This window comes from Paraburkholderia phenoliruptrix (assembly GCF_902859825.1).
GTDB lineage: Bacteria > Pseudomonadota > Gammaproteobacteria > Burkholderiales > Burkholderiaceae > Paraburkholderia > Paraburkholderia phenoliruptrix.
Genome location: NZ_CADIKB010000010.1, coordinates 1 through 22,436 on the forward strand (window position 1 = coordinate 1; position 22,436 = coordinate 22,436).

Annotated in this window: 21 protein-coding genes; 8 read left to right on the plus strand and 13 right to left on the minus strand. The window is 64.1% G+C overall.

Going from position 1 to position 22,436, the window contains the following annotated elements; translation table 11 throughout:
* Positions 1-203: 203 nt before the first annotated feature.
* The 3 genes from HV711_RS12955 to kdgD form a co-directional block, all read right to left on the minus strand.
* Positions 204-947, minus strand: a complete 744-nt coding sequence (locus HV711_RS12955; RefSeq protein ID WP_035478486.1) for a FadR/GntR family transcriptional regulator — start codon at positions 945-947, stop codon at positions 204-206.
* Positions 948-1,135: 188 nt separating this feature from the next.
* A complete protein-coding gene (locus tag HV711_RS12960) occupies positions 1,136-2,497 on the minus strand; it encodes an MFS transporter (protein ID WP_035478488.1) in 1,362 nt (453 codons plus the stop codon).
* Between the two features lie 214 nt (positions 2,498-2,711).
* Complete coding sequence (kdgD, locus tag HV711_RS12965; RefSeq protein WP_013592055.1) at positions 2,712-3,629, minus strand: 5-dehydro-4-deoxyglucarate dehydratase; 918 nt, start codon at positions 3,627-3,629, stop codon at positions 2,712-2,714.
* 215 nt (positions 3,630-3,844) lie between these two features.
* Between kdgD and garD the strand changes: the two genes are divergently transcribed.
* The 7 genes from garD to HV711_RS13000 all read left to right on the plus strand — a co-directional run bounded on the left by garD (position 3,845) and on the right by HV711_RS13000 (position 12,339).
* Positions 3,845-5,434, plus strand: a complete 1,590-nt coding sequence (gene garD / locus HV711_RS12970) for a galactarate dehydratase (protein ID WP_035478490.1) — start codon at positions 3,845-3,847, stop codon at positions 5,432-5,434.
* A 108-nt stretch (positions 5,435-5,542) separates the two neighbouring features.
* The gene (locus tag HV711_RS12975; protein ID WP_035478491.1) at positions 5,543-6,385 is read left to right on the plus strand and encodes an NAD-dependent epimerase/dehydratase family protein; all 843 of its coding nucleotides are present in this window, start codon (positions 5,543-5,545) and stop codon (positions 6,383-6,385) included.
* Positions 6,382-7,353, plus strand: coding sequence for an SMP-30/gluconolactonase/LRE family protein (locus tag HV711_RS12980; RefSeq protein WP_035478493.1), 972 nt, complete (start codon positions 6,382-6,384; stop codon positions 7,351-7,353). Before HV711_RS12975 ends, HV711_RS12980 begins: the two co-directional genes overlap by 4 nt.
* 710 nt (positions 7,354-8,063) lie before the next feature.
* Complete coding sequence (locus tag HV711_RS12985) at positions 8,064-9,056, plus strand: TRAP transporter substrate-binding protein (protein ID WP_013592059.1); 993 nt, start codon at positions 8,064-8,066, stop codon at positions 9,054-9,056.
* Between the two features lie 173 nt (positions 9,057-9,229).
* Positions 9,230-9,700: a TRAP transporter small permease gene (locus HV711_RS12990; RefSeq protein ID WP_035478558.1), complete on the plus strand. Its 471-nt coding sequence runs from the start codon at positions 9,230-9,232 to the stop codon at positions 9,698-9,700.
* Positions 9,701-9,707: 7 nt separating this feature from the next.
* On the plus strand, positions 9,708-11,060 hold the full coding sequence (locus HV711_RS12995; RefSeq protein WP_013592061.1) for a TRAP transporter large permease: 1,353 nt from the start codon (positions 9,708-9,710) through the stop codon (positions 11,058-11,060).
* A gap of 79 nt (positions 11,061-11,139) precedes the next feature.
* A complete protein-coding gene (locus HV711_RS13000) occupies positions 11,140-12,339 on the plus strand; it encodes a porin (RefSeq protein ID WP_035478495.1) in 1,200 nt (399 codons plus the stop codon).
* A gap of 107 nt (positions 12,340-12,446) precedes the next feature.
* On the opposite strand, the gene HV711_RS33815 is transcribed toward HV711_RS13000, so the two are convergent.
* The 3 genes from HV711_RS33815 to HV711_RS13015 are packed head-to-tail and all read right to left on the minus strand — an operon-like array spanning position 12,447 to position 14,381.
* Positions 12,447-12,752: a 4-oxalocrotonate tautomerase gene (locus HV711_RS33815; RefSeq protein WP_279612661.1), complete on the minus strand. Its 306-nt coding sequence runs from the start codon at positions 12,750-12,752 to the stop codon at positions 12,447-12,449.
* The gene (locus HV711_RS13010) at positions 12,698-13,474 is read right to left on the minus strand and encodes a class II aldolase/adducin family protein (RefSeq protein ID WP_013592064.1); all 777 of its coding nucleotides are present in this window, start codon (positions 13,472-13,474) and stop codon (positions 12,698-12,700) included. The genes HV711_RS33815 and HV711_RS13010 overlap by 55 nt, the downstream gene beginning before the upstream one ends.
* A 34-nt stretch (positions 13,475-13,508) precedes the next feature.
* On the minus strand, positions 13,509-14,381 hold the full coding sequence (locus HV711_RS13015) for an urea transporter (RefSeq protein WP_028361354.1): 873 nt from the start codon (positions 14,379-14,381) through the stop codon (positions 13,509-13,511).
* Positions 14,382-14,605: 224 nt separating this feature from the next.
* On the opposite strand from HV711_RS13015, the gene HV711_RS13020 reads away from it, so the two are divergent.
* Positions 14,606-15,160, plus strand: a complete 555-nt coding sequence (locus HV711_RS13020) for a putative glycolipid-binding domain-containing protein (RefSeq protein ID WP_028361355.1) — start codon at positions 14,606-14,608, stop codon at positions 15,158-15,160.
* Here HV711_RS13020 and HV711_RS13025 read toward each other — a convergent pair.
* The 7 genes from HV711_RS13025 to HV711_RS13055 form a co-directional block, all read right to left on the minus strand.
* Positions 15,135-16,130: an alpha/beta fold hydrolase gene (locus HV711_RS13025; protein WP_035478496.1), complete on the minus strand. Its 996-nt coding sequence runs from the start codon at positions 16,128-16,130 to the stop codon at positions 15,135-15,137. The genes HV711_RS13020 and HV711_RS13025 overlap by 26 nt on opposite strands.
* Positions 16,127-17,008 (minus strand): metal-dependent hydrolase, encoded by an 882-nt coding sequence (locus HV711_RS13030; protein WP_035478498.1) that lies wholly within the window; start codon positions 17,006-17,008, stop codon positions 16,127-16,129. Before HV711_RS13030 ends, HV711_RS13025 begins: the two co-directional genes overlap by 4 nt.
* A gap of 76 nt (positions 17,009-17,084) precedes the next feature.
* A complete protein-coding gene (locus HV711_RS13035; RefSeq protein WP_028361358.1) occupies positions 17,085-17,993 on the minus strand; it encodes an SDR family NAD(P)-dependent oxidoreductase in 909 nt (302 codons plus the stop codon).
* Between the two features lie 50 nt (positions 17,994-18,043).
* A complete protein-coding gene (locus HV711_RS13040) occupies positions 18,044-19,642 on the minus strand; it encodes a flavin-containing monooxygenase (RefSeq protein WP_035478500.1) in 1,599 nt (532 codons plus the stop codon).
* 162 nt (positions 19,643-19,804) lie between these two features.
* Complete coding sequence (locus HV711_RS13045; RefSeq protein ID WP_175145115.1) at positions 19,805-20,689, minus strand: MerR family transcriptional regulator; 885 nt, start codon at positions 20,687-20,689, stop codon at positions 19,805-19,807.
* A gap of 74 nt (positions 20,690-20,763) precedes the next feature.
* On the minus strand, positions 20,764-21,351 hold the full coding sequence (locus tag HV711_RS13050) for a GNAT family N-acetyltransferase (RefSeq protein WP_014973278.1): 588 nt from the start codon (positions 21,349-21,351) through the stop codon (positions 20,764-20,766).
* A 126-nt stretch (positions 21,352-21,477) separates the two neighbouring features.
* Positions 21,478-22,365, minus strand: a complete 888-nt coding sequence (locus HV711_RS13055) for a DMT family transporter (protein ID WP_028361362.1) — start codon at positions 22,363-22,365, stop codon at positions 21,478-21,480.
* Positions 22,366-22,436 lie beyond the last annotated feature (71 nt).

Consider the following 22,436-nt stretch of genomic DNA (forward strand, 5'->3'; position numbering starts at 1 on the left):
CGGAAAGCACCGGCATATGTTGGACTCGCCTAAGTTATTGATAAACCTGCTGTATCGGGCTTCGGCGTAGTCCAGCAAAGTTCGGTGCTGGAGTCATGGTGAAATGAAAAATGGCCGGGGAGGTGAACTCCCCGGCCATTTTCTTTTGCCTGGTTCTGTTGCCGGTGCGCCTGCGAGCGCGCCGCTAAAAACCGGCGGGTTGCTCAGCTATTCGCCTCGGACGTTTCGTTCGCGCGACGCAGCCGCTCGCGGCTGTTCGACAGATGCATGCGCATGGCCGCGCGTGCGCCGTCGGCGTCGTGCCGGCTGATCGCTTCGAGAATGCTCTCGTGTTCGAGGTTGACGAGCGACAGATACGCGTCCGGCTCGGCACGCGCAATGCCGGCGGAATCCAGACGGTTGCGCGGAATCAGCGCGCTGCCCATTTGCGTGAGAATGTCGACGAAATAGCGGTTGCCCGTGGCGCGCGCCACCGAGATATGGAACTGCAGGTCCGCCTCGACGCTGTCGAGCCCGTTGTGACGCGTGGCTTCAATTCCGTCGAGCGCGGCGCGCATGCGCGCGAGGTCTTCCGGCTTGGCGCGCTGCGCGGCGAGACCCGCGCATTCGGTTTCAAGGCTAATGCGCAGTTCGAGGATGGACAGCACGTCGCGCAGCGTGGTGGCGGGCACCATGTCGATGCCGAGTTTTTCGCGCTGCGGTTCGAGCACGAAGCTGCCGATGCCGTGCCGCGTCTCGATGATCTTGCCTGCCTGCAGGCGCGAAATGGCCTCGCGAATGACCGTGCGGCTCACGCTCAGCGTGACCATGAGTTGCGATTCGGTTGGCAGCTTGTCGCCTGGCTTCAGCGCGTTCGACGCGATCTGCTCGGTGACGTAGTTGACGACGAGCTCGGCAAGATTACGAGCGCGTCGTGGCGGTGCCGCGGATGCCAGTGGTGTAGCCATCGAAAACGCCCCTGAATCAGATAGTTGCAGATGCTTCCTGCGGTCCATTATACCGTCGTCTGACGACTGATTATAGAAAGGCTGGATCATTTTGAGCGCGGGGCAGAGGCGGGCGGCGGCGGAGCGCCGGGCCCGGGCCCGGCCCCGCTCGTCGTACGCCGCGGGGCAAGCCGCGAGCGCCGCCGCCATCACCGCGGGCGCAGCTCCACGCGCCTGATGTCCTTCACGATCACGAGATAGCTGAACACCGTAAGCAGCGCATTGGCGCCGACGAACACCAGCGCGCCGTTGAACGAGCCGCTCTGCGCAACGAGATAACCGATCACGATCGGCGTGACGATGCCGGCCACGTTGCCGAACATGTTGAAGATGCCGCCGGACAGACCCAAGGCTTCCTTCGGCGACGTGTCGGCGACCACCGCCCAGCCGAGCGCGCCGATGCCCTTGCCGAAGAACGCGAGCGACATCAGCGCGACGACGATCCAGTCGGTGGACACATAGTTGCAGCCGATGATCGACACCGACAGCAGCATGCCGCCGACAATCGGCACCTTGCGCGCGACGGTCAGCGAATGGCCGCGCCGGATCAGCGCATCCGACAGAATGCCGCCGAGCACGCCGCCCGAAAATCCGCAGATGGCGGGCAAGGACGCGACGAGGCCCGCCTGCAGGATCGTCATGTGGCGCGCCTGCACGAGGTAGATCGGAAACCACGTCAGGAAGAAGTAGGTGAGCACGTTGATGCAGTACTGCGCCAGATAGACGCCGACCAGCATCCGGTTGGTGAGCAACTGACGCACGAGCGACCAGCCGCCGGCCTTTTCGACGCCGACGGCAGCGGCTTTGGAATCGGCCTTCTGGTGGCCGTTGACGACGCCGCCGCCCTGTTCGATGTATTCGAGTTCGGCCGCCGACACGCCCGGATGGTCCGCGGGGTGCTTCATTACCTTGAGCCAGGTGAGGGCGAGCAGCAGGCCGGCCACGCCCATCACGACATAGACCATGTGCCAGCCGAACGCGTGGGTGAGCCAGGCCATCAGCGGCGTGAAGACGACAGCCGCGAAATACTGAGCGGAGTTGAAGATCGCGGACGCGGTGCCGCGCTCCTTGGTCGGGAACCAGCTCGCTACGACCTTCGCGTTCGCGGGAAACGCCGGCGATTCCGCCGCGCCCATCGCGAAACGCAACACGAACAGACCCGTCACCGCGGCGGCCGCGCTGCCCAACAGGCCAATGGAGCTTTGCAGCAATGTGAAAAGCGACCAGAAGAAGATGCTCGCCGCGTACACGCGCCGCGCGCCGAAACGGTCGAGCAGCCAGCCGGCCGGCAATTGCGAGAGCACGTAAGCCCAACTGAACGCGGAGAAGATGTAGCCCATGCGGATCGCGTCGAAGCCGAACTCCGTGCGCATCGCCGAGCCGGTGACCGACAGCGTCGCGCGGTCCGCGTAATTGAAGGTGGTGATCACAAAGATCAGTAGCAGGATCGCGTAGCGGACTTTAGTGCGCTTCGCGACATTGGCGGAACTCGCCGTGCGGCTCATTTCCATGGTTATCTCCTCAATGCTTATCCAGGGGAGCGGGCTCCCGGCCTTATGGGTCGGCCTCGGTCGCAGGTGCGAAAAACGCCCGGCGACGTAGTCGTCTCCGGGCGCTCCTTGCGCTGCCGTCCACCGGCGTTCATCCGGCGCTCATCCGGCGTTCACGGGCGGCGGTGGTTTGCCTCGCCGGCCGGCAGTCGCGCCGCCGGCGAGGCGCGCTGCGTTACTGCGGCCCGAGCGTCTTGATGAGCGCGTCGAGCTGCGCCATTTCGTCGTCGGTCAGATCGGTCAGCGGCGCGCGCACCGGGCCGGCGCTGTGGCCGACCAGCTTCGCACCCGCCTTGACGATGCTGACCGCGTAGCCGGCGCGGCGGTTGCGGATTTTCAGGTACGGCAGGAAAAATTCGTCGATCAGCTTGCCGACGGTCGCGTGGTCGTCCGCCGCGATCGCGCGGTAGAAGTCCATCGCGGTTTTCGGAATGAAGTTGAATACCGCCGACGAGTACACCGGCACGCCCAGCGCCTTGTAGGCCGCGGCGTAGACTTCCGCGGTCGGCAGGCCGCCGAGGTACGAGAAGCGGTCGCCCAGACGGCGGCGGATCGTCACCATGTTTTCGATCTCGCCCACGCCGTCCTTGAAGCCGATCAGGTTCGGGCAGCGCTCGGCGAGGCCTTCCAGCATGTCGGCGTTCAACTTCGAATTCGCGCGGTTGTAGATGATCACGCCCATGTTCGGCACGGCCTTGCAGACTTCTTCGGCGTGCGCGGCGATGCCTTCCTGGCAGGCTTCCGTCAGATAGTGCGGCATCAGCAAAATGCCGTTCGCGCCGTGGCGCTCGGCTTCTTTCGCATACTCGATGGCGACGCGCGTGGGGCCGCCCGCGCCGGCCAGAATCGGCACCTTACCCTTGCAGACTTCGGTGGCAGTGCGCACGACGTTCGAATAGTCGTTGTGGGTGAGCGAGAAGAATTCGCCCGTGCCGCCGGCCACGAACAGCGCCGAGGCGCCGTACGGCGCGAGCCATTCGAGGCGCTCGGCGTAAGTGTCGGCGCGGAATTCGCCTTGTGCGTCGAAATCGGTCACGGGGAAGGAGAGAAGGCCTTCCGAAACGATCTGCTTGAGTTCCTGCGGTGTCGTCATGGTGTATGTATCCGGGCGTCGGTAGGGTTGTATCAATAGAAATGAAGATTTCTTATACGTCATCGTACAACAACACTTTGGCTAACTCAACGAAGATTTCGCGGCATAATGGAGCAATTAGGGTAAATACGGAACATCTCGGCCAGCGCGCATGTTGTAGGATGACGTATGAATAGCTGCCGCAGAAGGCGTTAATCGCCATAAGGATCGATGCAATGGAACTTTCACCGCTCTACATTCGCGTGCACCCCAATGACAATGTCGCGATCGTCGTGAACGACGGCGGGCTGGGGGAGGGCGCGGTTTTCCCCGACGGACTCGTGTTGCGCGAGCGCGTGCCGCAGGGGCACAAGGTCGCGCTTGCCGATCTGGCCGAGGGCGGCGAGGTCATCCGCTATAACGTGGTGATCGGCTATGCGCTGAAGGCGCTGCCCAAAGGAAGCTGGATCAACGAGCACGTGATCCGCATGCCGAGCCCGCCGGGGCTCGAGGACCTGCCCATCGCGACCATCAAGGCGCCGGAGATGCCGCCGCTCGAAGGCTACACGTTCGAGGGCTACCGCAACGCGGACGGCTCGGTCGGCTCGCGCAACATTCTGGCGATCACCACCACGGTGCAGTGCGTGGCGGACGTGGTTCAGCACGCGGTCGCGCGCATCAAGTCCGAGCTGCTGCCGAAGTACCCGAACGTCGACGACGTGGTGAGCCTCGGCCACACCTACGGCTGCGGCGTCGCGATCGACGCGCCCGACGCGATGGTGCCGATTCGCACGGTGCGCAACATCGCGCTGAATCCGAACTTCGGCGGCGAGGTGATGATGGTGAGCCTCGGTTGCGAGAAGCTGCAGCCGGAGCGTTTGATGCCGCCTGGCACGATTCCGATCGCGGCGGCGCAGAACCCGAGCGAAATCGCCGACATCGGCGATCTCGGCGCCGACGAGAACGGCGACGTGGTCGTCCTTCAGGACGAGTCGCACGTCGGCTTCCAGTCTATGATCGAGTCGATCATGAGGACGGCTGAAGGTCACCTGAAGCGGCTCAACAACCGGCGCCGCGAGACGTGTTCAGCGGCGGACCTCGTGGTCGGCGTGCAGTGCGGCGGCAGCGACGCGTTCTCGGGTCTCACCGCAAATCCGGCGGTTGGCTTCGCGACCGATCTGCTCGTGCGCGCGGGCGCCACGGTGATGTTCTCTGAAGTCACCGAAGTGCGCGACGGCGTCGATCAACTGACCGCGCGTGCGGCGAATGCGGACGTCGCGCAGGCGATCATCCGCGAGATGCAGTGGTACGACGATTATCTGAAGCGCGGCGGCGCGGACCGCAGCGCGAACACCACGCCAGGCAACAAGAAGGGCGGCTTGTCGAACATCGTCGAAAAGGCGATGGGCTCGATCATCAAGTCCGGCAACTCGCCGATTTCGGGCGTGCTGTCGCCGGGCGAGAAAGCGCGGCAAAAAGGTTTGATCTACGCGGCGACGCCGGCGAGCGACTTTATCTGCGGCACGCTGCAGCTTGCGGCGGGTATCAATCTGCACGTCTTCACGACCGGCCGCGGCACCCCATACAGCCTCGCCGAAGTGCCGGTCATCAAGGTGGCCACGCGCTCGGATCTGGCGCGCCGCTGGCACGACCTGATGGATATTAACGCCGGCACCATCGCCACGGGCAACGCGACGATCGAGGACGTGGGCTGGGAACTGTTCCGCTATATGCTCGACGTCGCGAGCGGCCGCAAGAAGACCTGCGCGGAGAAGCTCAAGCTGCATAATGCGCTGGCGCTCTTCAACCCGGCGCCGGTGACCTGATTGCCGCACCTGCGAGCCGCGCATGTCGCGGCTCGTTTGACGTGATGCCTTCACGGGTGTATCGCCCAATACTGCTTCATAGAGCTGGCCATTCATAAACAGACACACATGACAGATTCCAATCTGCACCGTACCTCCACCCCCAAACCCTTTCGACGCCTGCTGCTCACCGGAGCCGCCGGCAATCTGGGCAGGCAACTGCGCGGCCCCCTTGCCGCGTGGGCCGACGTCGTGCGTGTGACGGACATCGCGCCGCTCGGCGAGGTGGCCGCGCACGAAGAAGCGTCGATCGTCGATCTCGCAGACGAAGCCGCCGTGCTCGCGCTGCTCGAAGGCGTGGACGCGGTGATCCACCTGGGCGGCATTTCCGTCGAAGCGCCTTTCGCCGACCTGCTCGAAGCGAACATTCGCGGCCTGTACAACCTGTATTCGGCCGCGCAGAAGCAGGGTGTGAAGCGCGTCGTGTACGCGAGCTCGAATCACGCGGTGGGTTTTCATCCGGTGACGGAAGTGCTCGATACCGACGCGCCGCTGCGCCCCGACAGTCTCTACGGCGTGACGAAGTGTTTCGGCGAATCGCTGTCGCGCTATTACTTCGACCGCTTCGGGCTCGAGACGGTGTGTCTGCGGATCGGCTCGTCGTTCGAGCAGCCGAAGAACCCGCGCATGCTGGTCACGTATCTCAGCTATCGCGACTTCATCGAACTCGTGCGCTGTTCGCTGTTCACCAATCGGGTGGGCCATGCAATCGTGTACGGCGTGTCGGATAACCGCACGAAGTGGGTCGACAATACGAAGGCGGCGTTCCTCGGCTTTCGCCCGCAGGACAGTTCCGTCCAGTTCGAGCATCTCTTTCCCGTGAGCGCGCCGACCGCGGATCTCGACGATCCGACCCAGCGCTTCCAGGGTGGCCCGTTCGTGCTGGCTGGTCCGATGGAGCCGAAGCGGTGAGCGCCGCGGGCAATCCGCGCGTGGAGCGTGTTGAGCGTGTTGAGCGCGTGCTGGCGGCGGGCGAGGCGCCGGCTGGCGTCGGCGAGAGTCCGGTCTGGCGCGTGGCGGAACAGGCGCTTTACTGGGTCGATATTCCGGCGCACAAGATCGTGCGGCTACGGCTCGAGACGGGCGAGCGCTCCGAATGGCTGTTGCCCGAGAAAGTTGCGTGCATCGCGTTCGATCGTCGCGGCACCGTGCTTGCCGGCTGCGAAAGCGGTCTCTTTGCAGTGACGCTCGGCGAAGATTCTGCCCGCCTGTCGCCTCGGGCCGCGCAGCCCGGCGAGCCTGTCAAAGTCACCGGACGCAAGCTCGCGGCGCCGGTCTTTCCCTTTCCCGACATGCGTTTCAACGACGGCCGCTGCGACCGGCAAGGACGCTTCTGGGCCGGCACGATGGTGCAGGACATGGCCGCCGCCAACCCGGCCGGCGCGCTCTACCGGTTCGACGGGGACGGTGTGCTGTCGGCGCCGGTCGTCGACGGACTCATCACGCAGAATGGCCTCGGCTGGTCGCCGGACGGCACGACGATGTATCTGTCCGACTCGCACCCGCTGCGCAGGCAGATCTGGGCGTTCGACTACGACGTCGAAACCGGCGAGCCGCGCAACCGGCGTGTGTTCGCCGATTTGAACCACTATGTGGGCCGGCCCGACGGCGCGGCGGTGGATGCGGACGGTTGCTACTGGATCTGCGCGAACGACGCAGGCGCGCTGTTGCGCTTCACGCCGCGAGGCAAGCTCGACCGGCAGATTGCCGTGCCGGCCATCAAGCCGGCCATGTGTGCTTTCGGCGGACGTGATCTGGATACGCTCTTCGTCACGTCGATCCGGCCGGCGGCCGGCGCAAGCGAACATGACGGGCATGTCTTCGCGGTGCGTCCGGGCGTCACCGGCTTGCCGGAACCGGAGTTTGCCGGCCAGCTGTGAGCAGCTGACGGCTCGGGAGTAGAGCGCCGGCGCGTGAAAACGCGACCGGCGCTGTTTGTTTTCTCGCTCACTTCTCAAGTTCAATAATTCGTCACTCGTCATACAACAATGTGGCGGACTTACCACGGTTTGGCATCCGTTGACGAAAAATTGGCGTTGCTGCACCGGCACTTCACAACTCTGCGCTACCGCCGCGCCAGCCCCACGCTTCAAAGCGGGCGCGCTATTCCGGTTATGCGCGCCGAGCGTTTCTTTCCTCGGGTAAATACCGTCTGTACAACTCAAACTGCGTTTTATATGCTTCATATGTCGTCGTACAACGTATAAGCGCAAACAGATTGCTTTCTGCTCATTGTCGAGAGCGCAAGGCAAGTCGGGATGGCAGCGCATTGTGTCGTACGAGGCCGCTTGGCGAATGCACCCGTGCGCGTCCGAGCTTGCCGACGCAGTAGAAGTAAAAGAAGTCGAGTTGTCTGACAGGAGTGCTGATCTTTGTGCCGGGGACGTTGCACGGACAGCACGGCAAAGCGTTCGCCCAGCCTCAGGAGACCGCGAGCGCCGCGCCGGGAGACGCAGCAAAACCATGTCACATCTGAAGCCAGTCGTCCGCCAGCGGCCGTCCGTCACGGCAGCTCGCCGGCGGCTGCCTATGAGCGGCTGTTGCCAGCGGCTTTGCATTGATGGGATGTCTATTTTTAAGGAATGTCACGATGAACAAGAAGTTTGCCTCTTCCCGTGTTTCGTTGATCGTCGCCGCCTCCGTGCTGGCGTTCGGCGCCATGTCGGCGCAAGCGCGCGTGTTCCGCGTGTCCGACGTGCACGGCGACACGTACCCGACCAACATGGCCGTCAAGTACATGGGCGAGCAGATCAGCAAGGCAACCGGCGGCAAGGATTCGGTGAAGGTGTTCGGCAACAGCGCACTCGGTTCGGAGAACGACACGATCGATCAGGTGCGCATCGGCGCATTGGACATGGCGCGCGCTAACGGCGCCGCCTTCAACGAGATCGTTCCCGAATCGATGATCCCGTCGCTGCCCTTCCTGTTCCGTGACGTCGACCATTTCCGCAAGGTCATGTACGGTCCCGAAGGCCAGAAAATTCTGGACGCGTTCAAGGCGAAGGGCATGATCGCGCTGACTTTCTACGAAAGCGGTGCGCGTTCCATCTACACGAAAAAGCCGATCCGCACGCCGGCCGACATGAAGGGCCTGAAAGTGCGCGTGCAGCCGTCGGACCTGATGGTCGACGAAATCAAGGCGATGGGCGGCACGCCCACGCCGATGCCGTTCGCGGAAGTCTATACGGGCCTGAAGACGGGTCTCGTCGACGCGGCCGAAAACAATCTGCCGTCGTACGAAGAAACCAAGCACTTCGAAGTAGCGCCGGTTTATTCGGAGACCCAACATTCTATGACGCCGGAAGTGCTCGTCTTCTCGAAGAAGATCTGGGACACGCTCTCGCCGCAGGAGCAGGAGATCATCAAGAAGGCGGCGGCCGACTCCGTGCCTTACTACCAGAAGCTGTGGACCGCGCGCGAAAACGACGCCGGCAAGACCGTGACGAAGGGCGGCGCGCAGATCGTCGCAGCGGGGCAGATCGATCGCGCAGCGTTCGTGAAGGCGATGCAGCCGGTGTGGGCCAAGTATGAAAAGACGCCGCAAATGAAGCAGCTCGTCGACGAAATCCAGGCAATCAAGTAACGCTCATCGGGTGGTTCGCGCAGCGGGACGTCGTGCAGCAGCGCTGCGGATGGTCCCGCTGCGCGCCGCTCGTCATCGCAGCGTTTGCGTCACATCAGTCGCTGGCGGCGGACGGTAGCACGACTAACTTATTGCAGCAGTCCGTCGCGGGCAAGAATGGGGTCAAGAGATTCATGAAACGCCCAAACGATTTTCTCTTTCGCGCGCTGGCCGTGATCGCGTCGATCAGCCTTGCCGCGCTGAGCGCGCTGGTGATCTACGGCGTCGTGATGCGCTATGTGTTTAGCGACGCCCCCGATTTCGTCGAGCCGATCGCGCTTTTGCTCGTCATCGTGATCGCGATGTTCGGCGCCGCGCTCAAGGTTCGCGAAGGCGGCCATATTGGCCTCGATTCGCTCGTGAAGAACCTGCCGGAAAAGGGGCAACTGGTCGCGCACACTTTCCAACATTTGTGCCTGATCGCGCTCGCCGTGGCGATTTTCTTCGGCTCTTTGCAGATGGCGGAGACCACCCAGCATGACCGGATTCCGATTCTCGGCTTGCCCGAGGCGCTTCGCTATCTGATCCCGGTCATTGCCAGCGTCTGCATTGCGTCGTTCTCAATCGAGAACCTGCTGGCGCTTTTCGCAAAGAAACACAAGTAGAACAATCATGGAACTTGCCCTCCTTTCTATTAGCTTCCTCGTTTTTCTGGTGCTCGGCGTTCCGGTTTCGTTCGCGCTGGGCCTCTCGTGCGTGCTCACGTACCTGTATGAAGGGCTGCCCGCTGCCACGGCGATGCAGTCGATGGTCTCGGGGATGAACGCGTTCTCGTTCCTGGCGGTACCGTTCTTCATCTTCTCCGGCGAACTCATGCTTCACGGCGGCATTGCCGACCGGATTCTGCGTTTCGCGCAAGCCACGGTCGGCCATTTCCGCGGCGGGCTCGGCATGGCCAACGTGGTCGCGTGCACGTTGTTCGGCGGCGTCTCGGGTTCGCCCACGGCGGACACGTCGGCCATGGGCGGCGTCGTCATTCCGCTGATGAAGCGCGAGGGCTACAGCGCCGCCTACGCGGTCAACGTGACCACGCACTCGTCGCTCGCGGGCGCACTGATGCCCACGTCGACCAACATGATCATCTACGCGTTCGCCGCGCAAGGCATCACGGGCACGCTGAACGGTGTGCCGATGAGCGGCGTGTCGATCGGCGATCTGCTGTTTTCGGGGCTGTTGCCGGTGTTGTGGGTGATGGGCTTCGTGCTGATCGCGGCTTACTGGCAAGCGGTGCGCTACGGCTATCCGCGCCGTCCCGACGGTTCGACCGGACTGCAACGGTTCCCGGGCTGGATGGCGGTTGTCCGCACGTTCCTCGGCGCGTTGCCGGGCCTGATGGTCATTGCAATCATTCTGGTCTGCGTGGCAAAGGGTATTGCGACGGCGACGGAAGCGGCCGCTATCGCCGTGGCTTATTCGCTCGTGCTCACGGTCGTTGTGTATCGCTCGATGACGCTCAAGAAGCTCTCCTTCGCCTTGTCGAAGGCCGCGAAGACCACGGGCGTGGTGCTGCTGCTGATCGGCGTGTCGAACATGCTGCGCTTCCAGATGGCGTATCTGGAGATTCCGGATGCGATCGAGCACATGCTCGACGGCGCGACCAGCATCCCCTGGCTGATGCTGCTGTACATCAACGTGATCCAGATTTTCCTCGGCACCTTCGTCGACATGGCGGCGCACATCCTGATCACCACGCCGCTGTTCCTGCCGATGGCGATGCATAGCGGCGTCGGCCCCGTGCAGTTCGGCATCATGATCCTGCTGAATTGCGCGTTGGGGCTCGTGCATCCGCCGATCGGCTCGGTGCAATTCATCGGATGCGCAATTGGCAATGTGTCGATTGGGGAAACTACCAAGGTGGCGTGGCCGTACTACCTCGCTATCTTCAGCGCCATCAACATTGTGACGTACGTCCCGATGTTCTCCACGTGGTTGCCGAGCCTGATAAACGGACACCCGGTCTTCTGACCTGAACCCCGCGATTAACCGGTTAGGAAGCGCAAATAAAGCCGGTAGTCAAGAACAATTTTTTTGAAGAGGAGCATCAATGAAAAAGGCACTAGCAACCTCGGCTCTCGGCCTCGTCGCCCTGAGCGCGCACGCTCAGAGCAACGTCACGCTGTACGGTATCGTCGATACGGGTATCGGCTACCAAAGCAGCTCGGCCGCGCTCGGTTCCAATTCGGGCGGCCGCTCGGTGGTGAAGATGAACAACGGCATCTGGGCGGGCAGCCGCTTCGGCCTGAAGGGCGGCGACGATCTTGGCGGCGGTACCAAGGCCATTTTCCAGCTGGAACAGGGCTTTAACAGCGCCACGGGTGCTCAGGGCGTGAGCGGCCTCGCATTCAACCGCCAGGCATGGGTGGGCGTGACGAACCCCACGTACGGTACGCTGACGGCCGGCCGCCAGTACACGTCGTACTACACGCTGCTGTCCCCGTACAGCCCGACCACGTGGCTGACGGGCGCTTACGGCGCGCATCCGGGCGATATCGACTCGCTGGACACGCTGTATCGCGTCAACAATTCGCTGGTGTACACGTCGCCGAACATGCACGGCCTGACGGTGAGCGGTTCGTATGCGCTGGGCGGCGTGGCCGGCCGGCTCAACGCGGGCTCGACCTGGAGCGCGGCAGTCCAGTACCTGAACGGCCCGTTCGGTATCGCGGCCGGCTTCCAGCGCATCAACAACTCCACGCTGGGCGGCGGCGCCTGGGGCGCGGATTCCACGGCATCGAACAACGGTTCGGAGCCGGGCGTCTCGGGTATCAACAACGGCTACCGCACGGCGCAGGCGCAGCAGCGCGTGGCGGTTACGGGCGGCTATGCGTTCAGCTCGCAACTGGATGTGTCGTTCTCGTACTCGAACGTGCAATACATTCCGGGCGTAGGCTCGGCGTTCCGCCACGAAGCGATCTTCAACACCGCGGGCGCAGTGGTGCACTTCAAGCCGATCAGCGCGCTGGATCTGGCGGCTGGCTATAGCTACACGCGTGCCACGGAATCGAACGGCATTTCGAGTGCGGCTCGTTATCATCAGTTCAACCTGTCGCAGTACTACAGCCTGTCCAAGCGCACCGGTCTGTACGCGCTGGAAGCGTATCAGCGTGCAAGCGGCCAGACGATCGGCAACAACGGCGTGAGCATCATCAACGCAACGGCCGATATCGGCGACGGTCAGAATAGCGCACCGTCCTCGTCGCGTAGCCAGTTTGCTGCAGGCGTGGGCATCATCCACCGCTTCTGATCGGTCAGAGTAGGGGCGGCGTGTTGTTGCGCCGCCACAGTGACGCGTTTTTTAACGTGCCGCTGGGCATGACCCAGGCTGCGCGCGCAATGCGCGCAGCGTTTAATTCACTTCCCGCTGTCGGACCACAAGCGTCCTCCCGTTGCCCAATTTTCGCGCTTCACGTCGGTGAGAATGATGTCCACCGAATTCGGCTCCACGCCGAGCGACTCGCAGGTCGCTTTCGTGATGGCTTCCACAAATTGGCGTTTCTGCTCCAGCGAGCGGCCCTCAAACAGTTCGATATGAAACGTGGGCATGGTTGGGCTCCGTTTGAGAAAGTGAGCGGCGCGGCTTGCCGCGATCGTCAGGTCGACTGTCAGTTCCGGTAGCTGGGATCGAGCCGATCGAGCTTGCGCAGCAGTGCCGGCCATTCCAGGGCTCCTTCGATTGCGCCGCCATCGTAGAGCTGCTCGGCCGTGCGCGCGGCGACCGCGTCGTCGGGCACGACGAGCGGCGCGCCGCAGGCCTGCGCCTGCAACTGGATCTCGCATGCTTTCAGCAATGTCGCCATCAGCACATAGGCTTCGGCAACCGTGCGGCCGACCGTCAGCGTGCCGTGATTGCGCAGCAGCATGGCCGGCTTGTCCGCGAGATGCTCGACGAGGCGCGCGCTCTCGGCCGGCGTAAAAGCGAGGCCTTCATAGTCGTGGTAGGCGAGCTGGCGATAAAAACGCAGCGCGTGTTGCGACGCGGGCAGCAAGCCCTCAGGCTGCGCGGACACGGCCACGCCCGCCGAATTGTGCAGATGCATCACGCAGAAAGCGTCGGCGCGTGCCGCATGCACGGCCGCGTGGATCGCAAAACCGGTCACGTTGACCGCATGTTCGTTTGCGCCGACCCTGTTGCCGTCGATGTCGATCTTCACCAGATTTGACGCGCTGACTTCATCGAACGCGAGGCCGAACGGATTGATCAGAAAGTGGCCCGGCTCGTCGGGCACACTCGCGGAGATATGCGTGTAGATGAGATCGTCCCAGCCGTTGAGCGCGACGAGGCGGTAGGCAGCGGCGAGATCGACGCGGGTCTGCTGTTCCGCCTCCGAGCGCGGGCCGGACTGCGCAACGTGGCCCTTGGGGATATGAGTGAACGACATACGGTTCTCCTGATGATGCGCGATGAGCGGTGCGTTAGCTCGTCATGCGCTGCCTCAGCCATTGCGCGCCCCACGTGGCGGCGACAAACGGTGCGCTCAGCGCGGGCAAGCCGAGGTAGGCCGCGCCCGCCTGCACTATCGCCGACAGCGTCACGCCGCCGAGCATCCACGTCGCGCCGTATTCGGCGAGCGCCAGCGCGGTCAGCGCGCCGTTGAATCCTAGCAGGCCTGCGTCAAACCAGCTTGCCCGCGCGCCCAGCAGCAGATGCTCGCCGCTCGCGAGGGCGGCGCCCGTCAGCGCGTAAAGCGCGTGACGGGGCGACGCCGCCGCAATGCCGATCAATACGAGCGCGCCCGCCGGGGGGGCCGACGCAAAGCCGGTTTGCGCGAGACCCGCAAGCATGCCGCCGAGGAGTTCTGCAACGCCGAATGTAGGTGCCGCTGGCGCGCATGGAGGCGCGTTTGCAATAGGCGCGTTTGCAATGAGCGGCAGCCACAGCCAGGTGACGAATAGACAGGGGCTCGAGAAAAAGCCCAAGCCGCGTGCGCGCAACCACTGCGTCCACGGTGCGAGAAGCCACGCCGTGCCTGTTGCGGCGAGAATGGCGATGGCGGTGGCCGTCGCGGTATCGGCGATGAAGCTGAACGCGGCGAGTCCGGCCAGCGCGCCGTTAAAGCCATGCAGGCCCGCGCGCAGATCGTTGTCGGGATAGCCGGCCAGCACGGCGCTCACGTTGGCCGCCACCGCGCCGGTCAGCGCCGCGCACGCGAGACGTGGATCCCATAGCAGCCAGCCGGCGACGAGGCATGCGCCCGTGAACGCGTTCGCTTGCAGCACGATTTGACCGACGCTGCGCAGCAGCGTGCGCAAAGCGGCAGAGTGTGCTTCGGTCGCGGCGGCGTGCATGAGTTCGAGAGAGGGGAGCGTGCGGGGACGCACAGACTTGAAACGCGAGCATAGGCCAATGCGGCCGCTGTGTGCATGCTGCGCTTTGATAGTGGCTATTTGTGATGACGGCGCGCGAACGCCGGCCTCCAATGCGGATATCCGAGCATCTACGAACGCTGCGGCTTCGCGCTACGATGTGAACGCGGCGCGTGCCGCGGCTTTCATCCTAAGGAGACGATCCGATGCGTGAACTACGGTGGGCATCGCAAGAAGGCGACGGTATCGAACATCTGGCGTTCGAAGCGCGCGAGGATGGCTTTCAGGTGGAGAGCGTCGTGGTCGGCCAGCGCTACGGCAAGTCCTACGGACTGCACTATGAAGTGCGCTGCGACACGCAATGGCGCACACGCTACGCGCGGCTGAAGATCGTCGGCGCAGGCGAGCTGGAGCTGCACGGCGACGGCGACGGTCATTGGCGCGATGGTCACGGCCTCATGTTGAGCGCGATCGAGGGATGCGTCGACATCGATATTGCGGCCACGCCGTTCACCAACACGCTGCCGATTCGCCGGCTGCAGCTTGCGCAAGGCGAGCGCCGATCTTTGCAGGTTGCCTATATTTCAACGCCGGATCTGCAGGTCACGCGCGTCGAGCAGGCCTATTCGTGCATCGAGCTTGGCCGCGAATATCGCTACGAAGGCATTTTCCGCAACTTCACGGCGAATATGAAAGTGGATGAAGACGGGCTCGTGATCGACTATCCAACCTTGTTTACCCGCCTGCCGCGCGAGCGTTGAGCGGCGGGGTGGCCGAGCCAGTAGAGCCGGTCGAGCCGGTCGAGCCGCCCGGTCCGTCCAGGTGCCGGGCCACAAAGCGCGCGATATACGCGGCGATAAGTTCCGGTTCGCGCAGCACGGCCCAATGACCGGCGTCGATTTCGATGCGTTCATAGGCGCCGAGCCAGATTTCCTGTCCTAGCGACAACTCGGGGCCGACGTAGCGGTCGCGCAGCGGCACGATAAATTGCACCGGCGCGTGGGCGCGGCGCGCCTGTGGATGCAATAGCTTGTCGAGAAAATTGGCGCGGTAAAGATTCAGGCCGTTGAGCGCATTGCGCAGTTGCGCGGGGTCGCGCGGCGCCTGTACGTGCTCCGTCACGCGCAGCCAGTGCGGCCACAGTCGCGCACCGCCAACACGCCACGCGAGCTCCGGGAGCCACGGCAGATGGAAAAAGAAAATGTACCAGGACCTGAGCGTTTGACGGATCCGCGTTCCGCGCGGTTGTTTCGTCATCCTATATTTGTTGGCGGCGCTGTCCGCGTGGCGTGAGCCCCGCGACGCGCGATCGAGGGCATGATCGAAGGCGTGATCGAGACAGGGCCCGGAAATGGACGTATACGACGCAATCCGGCCTTTGAGCTGCGGGTCGGTGACGGCCTGCCAGCTTTGAATCGAGCCCCAGTCGTGACCGACCAGATGAAAAGGCTTGCCGCCGCAGGTTGCGTCCACAACGGCTGAAAGATCGGCGGCAAGTCGTTGAAGACGGTAGCTGCTGCGCGCCGCGGGCGCATCCGAGGCACCGGCGCCGCGCACGTCGTAGCTGATAACACGGTGGCCGCCGTCGAGTTGCGCGCGTAGCGGTTCCCATACGGCGGCCGAGTCGGGATAGCCGTGCACCAGCACGATCGGCGGCGCGTCGCGCGGACCGCTCACGTAGACCGCGAGCCGCACCTCGCCGGCATCGACCGATAACGTCTCGCGTATCACGCCGCCGCCCGCACGCCGCGCCGTGCGGCCCGGCGTATCTCCGGCGCCCGGGCGTTGGCTGCGTCGACTGCCGCGACGAGACCGTCGATGCGCGCGAGTTGCGCGCGATTGTCGTGGTCCCACGGATGAAAGCCCGGCCGGAAAAAGCTCAGCCATTCACCGGCGATGCGCGGAAATACGCCATGACGGGGTCCATAAAGATACTTGATCACGCGCCACATGCCGCGCAGATGACCGCCGCGTTTGCGATCCGCGATCATCAGACGCACGTGGTAATCGAACACGATGAGCCAGAAGGTGAGGGTCGTGGCGAGCATGATGCCCGTGCGCAGCAGATAGCGCCCGAGGCCGGGCTGGAGCACGGTGTTCCAGACATCGTAGGACACGGCCTTGTGCTCGGTCTCTTCGAGCGCGTGCCATGTCCACATTTGCGCATAGCCTTCAACGGATCCTTCGATACGCGTGGCGTCTTCGAGCAACAGGCCGGCCAGCATCGCCGTGTAGTGTTCGAGACACACGGTGACGGCCAACTGCCAGGAATGCGGCAGCACCTTGCGGCCGAAATTGAGGATCGCCCACAGCCGCTTGTCGAGTTTATGCGCGGGCAAGCCGGCCTGTTGCAGGAGGTCGTTGTACTCGACGTGCTCGCGCGTATGCATGGCTTCCTGGCCGATAAAGCCGAGCACCTGATTCTTCAGCACGGGGTCGTCGATCCGGTCGCGATAGTTGCGCACACTGTCCATGAAAAAGCGCTCGCCGGCCGGAAACAGCAGCGAAAGCGCGTTGAAGAAGTGTGTCACATGCGAGCCTTGCGCGTGCCAGTCGCAGGCACGCTGCTGTGGAAGATTGAAGCGTAAATCGCGGCGAACGGGCATCATGGCCTGATTCCCTCCGGTTCGTGTGAATTGCGGCGGCCCGTTATGGCACCTGCCGGTTTCCGAGTGTTGCTTTTCATCATGCGCGTCTGTCCGCCAATGGCGCTGCGCGCTGCGCGCGTTTTTCCGCCATGCGCTTCATGCGCCGCGTTTGCAGCACGACGAGCGCCTGATAGGCGGCGGGCAGCGTACGCGCGAGCCAATCCGCAGCCCGCGCATCGCGGCCGATCAGCACGCGCCGCCTGTTGCGGCGCACGCCGTCGAGAATCACCCGCGCCGCTTCGTCGGCGGTGGTGATGAAGAACTTTTCGAAGTCGTCCTTGCCTTGCTGTTCGTTTTCCAGCATGAAACCGACCATGTTCGGCGCAATCCGGCTCGACTGCGCAATGCTCGTGCGGATGCCGCCGGGGTGCACGCAGGTTGCCGACACGCCGCACCGCATCAGGTCGAGCTCCTGACGCAACGCCTCGGTGAAGCCGCGCACCGCGAACTTCGTCGCGTTGTAGCCGCTCATGCCGGGCTGCGCAAACAGACCGAAGACGCTCGACGTATTGACGATGTGACCTTCGCCCGACGCCTTCAAATAAGGCAAAAATGCCTTGGTGCCGTGCACGACGCCCCAGAAGTTGATGCCGACAATCCATTCGAGATCTGCGTAGTCCATGCCTTCGATGGTGCTCGACAGCGCCACGCCCGCGTTATTGAACACAAGGTTGACGCGCCGATGCTGCCTGGCCGTTTCGGCCGCCCACGCGAACATCGCGTCACGGTCCGACACGTCGAACACGGCGGTGGTGATGAGAAGCGGCGCGCCCACGATATGCGGCGCGGCGGCCTCGGCGAGCCGGGCGGTCTCCTCGAGGCTCGTTGCATGGCGGTCTGCGAGTGCGAGGTGGCAACCTTCGCGCGCAAGCCGGATCGCGAGCGCGCGCCCCATGCCCGAGCCTGCGCCCGTGATTGCGGCTACCTTGTCGGTGAAATGCTTCATTGGCTTGATCTCCTGTCCTCTCTGAAGGTGCCTTGTCGTTATGTTCGGTTTTAGCGGGCTTCCGCTTCCGCCGACGCCGTGTTCGCATGCGCGTGCACGCGGGACGGCGCAGCGGCATGCCCGTTCACTGTCTGGGGCGCAGGCGAATAGGCGAAGTAATCGTCCATGCTGAACGTGCGGGTGGCCTGGCGAAACCTGTAGGCGAAGCCGGGCCATAGGGTGGTGTTCTTGCCGGTTCGCGGATCGAGATACCAGCTCTTGCAGCCGCCTGTGGACCAGATGGCGCGGGCGAGTTTCTGCTGGATCTGTTCGTTGTACGCACGCTCCACGTGCGGGCGAACTTCGATTGCCTCGGCGCGTTCGCTTTGCATCGTCTTGAGCGCGCGCAGAATGTATTCGACCTGCGACTCGATCATGAAGACCATCGAGTTGTGGCCAAGTCCCGTGTTCGGGCCAACGATCATGAAAAAGTTCGGATAACCAGGCAAGGTGGTGCCGAGGTACGCGTGCGCGCCGTCGCGCCAGGTATCGACAATGTCGACGCCGCCGCGCCCGCGCACCACGCCTCGCGCAAACGGATCCGCAACCTGAAAACCTGTGCCGAAGATCAGGCAGTCAGCGGGATGACGTACGCCGTCGCTCGTGATGACCGCGTCTTCTTCGATACGTTCGATTGCGCTCGTCGTCACCGACACATTGGCGCGCGACAACGCCGGAAAATAGTCGTTCGAGATCAGAACGCGCTTGCAGCCCATCGTGTAGTCCGGCGTCAGCTTCGCCCGCAACTGCGGGTCGCGCACCTGGCGGCGCAAGTGCCGCTGTGCGACCTTCTGCGCGGTCTTCATCAGCGAGGGGTGAATCGCAAAGCCGAAGGCGCGCGATTCGAGCATGCAATAGAGCGCCGAGCGCATGACTTTCTGCGTGAACGGCAGGTGTCTGAAGAGCCATTGTTCGACGGGCCGCACGGCGCGGTCGGCCTTCGGCATGATCCATGGCGGCGTGCGCTGGAACAGATCGAGATGTGCAACCCGCGGCGCAATTTGCGGCACGAACTGGATCGCGCTCGCGCCGGTGCCGATCACGGCCACACGCTTGCCTTCGAGCGGATACGCGTGGTCCCAGTACTGCGAATGAAACGCCTGGCCCTTGAACGTGTCGATGCCGGGAATGTCCGGAAGCGCCGCGCGCGAGAGGCCGCCCATCGCCGAAATGAGCACGCGCGCCGACCACTGTTGCCCATTGGCGAAACTCAAGTGCCAGCGGTGGCGCGTGTCGTCGTAGACGGCGCTCGTGAGTTCATGACCGAACCGCAGATGGCGCTCCACGCCGAAGCGCCGCGCGCAGTGCTCGAGGTAGGCCCGAATTTCCGGTTGGCGCGCGAACATGCGCGTCCAGCGTGGATTCGGCGCAAACGAAAACGAGTAGACGTGCGATTGCACGTCGCAGGCGCAGCCCGGATAGTGGTTGTCGCGCCACGTACCGCCGACTGAGTGCGCTTTTTCCGCCACGACGAAGTCGGTCAGACCGGCTTGCCGCAAGCGAATCGCCATGCCAAGCCCGGCGAAACCCGTCCCGATAATGGCGATGTCGGTCGCGAAGGTTACGGGCGCGTGGTCCGCCGCGGCGTCGTCGGGGATGCGTGCGTTCATCCGGCGTCTCCTTTGTTACTCTCTTAACTGTTACATTGTTCGATGTAACGATAGGAGCTGCAAACGAGCGACGCAAGCGGGCGTCTCGACGTCCGACTCTAGGTTGCAGTCAGGCTGGATGGGCGTGGAATCGCGAAACAGCGCGCCGACGGGCGCATGGGTTCACTGCTTCGGCGGTTTTTTTTGGCCGGCAGTGGGGGTGCCCGGCGGGTTTCCGGCGGATTCGCCGAGTTTTTTCGCCATGATTGCCGCGACGCGATCGCCGAGGTAATCGCCGGAGGCTTCCTCCAGCGCCCGGTTCATTTCGCTTTCGACGAGCACCATCGCGAGCGGACGCACGCGCCAGATTGCGTCGACGAGGGCGGGCACGTCGGCGGGCGGCGGAAGTGCGTCGGGGTCGTAGCGGTCCAACTGACGCACCACCAGATCCACGAGCGCCTTGGCGACCGCGCTGAAATGCGGCCGCGCGGTGCCGACGGCGTCGAGCAGATCGGCGAGCGCAATGCCCTCGCGGGCAAGCGTGGCGCCCGCAGCGAGCGCGGTGGGACTGCCCGATACGAACGACAGACCGTCGCGCTCCAGCAAGCCGAGGTCGACCGCCTTGGCGAGCGCAGCCGGCGTTGCCTTGTCGCCGAACATCTGCAGCAGCTCGATGAGCGAATATTTCCGCGGGTGCTCGCGCGACCAGCGTCCGCCGATCGCGGTTTCAAGGCCGAGAATCGAGCGAAGATCGTGTCCTTCGTCGACCGCCTTGATCAGGTCCTGAATGTTCGCGAGCGTGTAGCCGCGCGCGAGCAGATGATTGATCAGTTTCAGACGCGACACGTGCGTGTCGTCGTACACGCCGACACGGCCGCGTTTTTCGGGCGGCGCGAGAAGGCCGCGGTCCTGATACGCGCGCACGTTGCGCACGGTCGTGTCGCTCACGCGCGCGAGTTCGTCGACGGTGTATTCGTTGCGCGGCGCGACGCCCGTGGGCATGTCTGCGGATAGACGCGCGGCGCCGGGCGAGGGAGTGGGCGAGTCGGGAGGCGGCGTGTTAGGCATGCCCGCGATTTTACCGCGCGACTTCGGCGCGCGGCCAGCGCAGACAACCAGCAGGGCGCCGTTCATGCGCTCCGTTATGGTTCCTGGTGTTCCTGGTCCGGCGCCGTCGCAGCGCCCACGCCCAGCGTCCTTTGCATGAGGGTCGTGTCCAGCCAGCGGCCGTGTTTGAAACCGACCGCCTTCAGCGTGCCGGTAAGCTCGAAACCCAGCTGCGTATGCAGCGACAGCGAGCCGCCGCTGCCGCCGTCCGCGATGACGGCGACCATCTGGCGCCACGGCCCGGCTTCGCATCGTTCGATCAGCGCCTGCAGCAGCACGCGGCCGAGCCCTCGTCCCCGGTAGGCGTCGCTCACGTAGATCGAATCTTCGATGGTATGGCGGTACGCGGCACGCGGGCGGTAGGGCGTCGCGTAGCAATAGCCCGCGACTTCGCCGTCGATCTCGGCGACCATGTACGGCAGTCCGTGGCTGCGCACCGACGCGAGCCGCGTGCGCAGATCGTCGACGGAAGGCGGCACTTCTTCGAATGACGCGACGCCCGTCAGCACATGGTGCGCGTAAATGGCCTGGATGGCGGGCAGATCGGCTTCGGTGGCGTCGCGGATCAGTGGGGCGCCCGTTGGGGCGGCGGGCGCGGCAGAGGCGGTGCGGGTTGTGCTCATAACGTAGTCCGGGAGCGGCGTCTTGCCGCCGTGATGTCGGTTCTTCTGACGATACGTTTTACTATGCCCGCGCCGCGCGCGAATTTGAAGCCGGTCAAAAACCTCGTGACGAAGCCGCTGCGCCTCTCAGGCAGCGCGCCGCGGGGGTGCCGCTTTCGAGAAGCGCCGCGCGCCCGCGACGCACGCCACTACCGCGACGGTGACCGCAATCATCGAAGGCGGCACTTCTTCGTGCAGCAACAGCCCCGCGAGCAGCAGTCCAAAAAACGGCTGCAGCAATTGCAGCTGGCCGACCCCTGCGATGCCGCCAAGCGCGAGTCCGCGATACCAGAACACGAAGCCGATCAGCATGCTGAACAGCGAGACGTACGCGAGGCCCCAGAGCGCCGCATGGCTGATGCCATCGAACGAGGCGGGCCGGGTCCACCAGGCGAGCGGGAGCATGACCGGGAGCGACAGCACGAGCGCCCACGAAATCACCTGCCAGCCGCCGAGATGCCGCGACAGCCGCGCGCCTTCCGCATAACCGAGCCCGCACGCGACAATCGCCGCGAGCATCAGCGCGTCGCCTACGGGGGACGCGGCGATGCCGTGCCGCATCGCAAAGGCGACCACCGCGGCGCTGCCGAGCGCCGAGAACAGCCAGAACGCCGCTTGCGGCCGCTCGCCGCCGCGCAGCACGCCGAAGATGGCGGTCGCAAGCGGCAGCAGCCCGACGAAGACGATCGCGTGCGCCGAGCTGACGTGGCGCAGCGCAAGCGCGGTCAGCAGCGGAAAACCCACCACCACGCCGAGCGCCACGACGACGAGCGGAACGACGTCGCGGCGCGCGGGCCGCGCCTCGCGGAACACGAGTAGCAGCGCGAGACCGAGCGTGCCCGCGATGGTCGCGCGCGCGACGGTCAGGAACACGGGATCGAGCCCTTGCACGGCAAGGCGCGTGGCCGGCAGCGATCCGCTGAAAATCAGCACCCCGATGAGGCCGCTCAGCCAGCCGTTTGTCGTCTTGTCCATGGCGAAGGTTCATGCGCATTGAAACGAAGCCTGTAGCATCCGCTGCCGCTCAAGAAAGGTTAAGCTACGGA

What these genes read in the sequence shown, in the direction of transcription:
- HV711_RS33815 (WP_279612661.1), bottom strand. Translation starts at nt 12,752, where the DNA reads ATGGCCGGCACTGCTGCGCAAGCTCGATCGGCTCGATCCCAGCTACCG.
- HV711_RS13000 (WP_035478495.1), top strand. Translation starts at nt 11,140, where the DNA reads ATGAAAAAGGCACTAGCAACCTCGGCTCTCGGCCTCGTCGCCCTGAGC.
- HV711_RS13050 (WP_014973278.1), bottom strand. Translation starts at nt 21,351, where the DNA reads ATGAGCACAACCCGCACCGCCTCTGCCGCGCCCGCCGCCCCAACGGGC.
- kdgD (WP_013592055.1), bottom strand. Translation starts at nt 3,629, where the DNA reads ATGACGACACCGCAGGAACTCAAGCAGATCGTTTCGGAAGGCCTTCTC.
- HV711_RS12995 (WP_013592061.1), top strand. Translation starts at nt 9,708, where the DNA reads ATGGAACTTGCCCTCCTTTCTATTAGCTTCCTCGTTTTTCTGGTGCTC.
- HV711_RS13010 (WP_013592064.1), bottom strand. Translation starts at nt 13,474, where the DNA reads ATGTCGTTCACTCATATCCCCAAGGGCCACGTTGCGCAGTCCGGCCCG.
- HV711_RS13035 (WP_028361358.1), bottom strand. Translation starts at nt 17,993, where the DNA reads ATGAAGCATTTCACCGACAAGGTAGCCGCAATCACGGGCGCAGGCTCG.
- HV711_RS12990 (WP_035478558.1), top strand. Translation starts at nt 9,230, where the DNA reads ATGAAACGCCCAAACGATTTTCTCTTTCGCGCGCTGGCCGTGATCGCG.
- HV711_RS13030 (WP_035478498.1), bottom strand. Translation starts at nt 17,008, where the DNA reads ATGATGCCCGTTCGCCGCGATTTACGCTTCAATCTTCCACAGCAGCGT.
- HV711_RS13040 (WP_035478500.1), bottom strand. Translation starts at nt 19,642, where the DNA reads ATGAACGCACGCATCCCCGACGACGCCGCGGCGGACCACGCGCCCGTA.
- HV711_RS12985 (WP_013592059.1), top strand. Translation starts at nt 8,064, where the DNA reads ATGAACAAGAAGTTTGCCTCTTCCCGTGTTTCGTTGATCGTCGCCGCC.
- HV711_RS13020 (WP_028361355.1), top strand. Translation starts at nt 14,606, where the DNA reads ATGCGTGAACTACGGTGGGCATCGCAAGAAGGCGACGGTATCGAACAT.
- HV711_RS13055 (WP_028361362.1), bottom strand. Translation starts at nt 22,365, where the DNA reads ATGGACAAGACGACAAACGGCTGGCTGAGCGGCCTCATCGGGGTGCTG.
- HV711_RS12975 (WP_035478491.1), top strand. Translation starts at nt 5,543, where the DNA reads ATGACAGATTCCAATCTGCACCGTACCTCCACCCCCAAACCCTTTCGA.
- HV711_RS13015 (WP_028361354.1), bottom strand. Translation starts at nt 14,381, where the DNA reads ATGCACGCCGCCGCGACCGAAGCACACTCTGCCGCTTTGCGCACGCTG.
- HV711_RS12960 (WP_035478488.1), bottom strand. Translation starts at nt 2,497, where the DNA reads ATGGAAATGAGCCGCACGGCGAGTTCCGCCAATGTCGCGAAGCGCACT.
- HV711_RS13045 (WP_175145115.1), bottom strand. Translation starts at nt 20,689, where the DNA reads ATGCCTAACACGCCGCCTCCCGACTCGCCCACTCCCTCGCCCGGCGCC.
- garD (WP_035478490.1), top strand. Translation starts at nt 3,845, where the DNA reads ATGGAACTTTCACCGCTCTACATTCGCGTGCACCCCAATGACAATGTC.
- HV711_RS12955 (WP_035478486.1), bottom strand. Translation starts at nt 947, where the DNA reads ATGGCTACACCACTGGCATCCGCGGCACCGCCACGACGCGCTCGTAAT.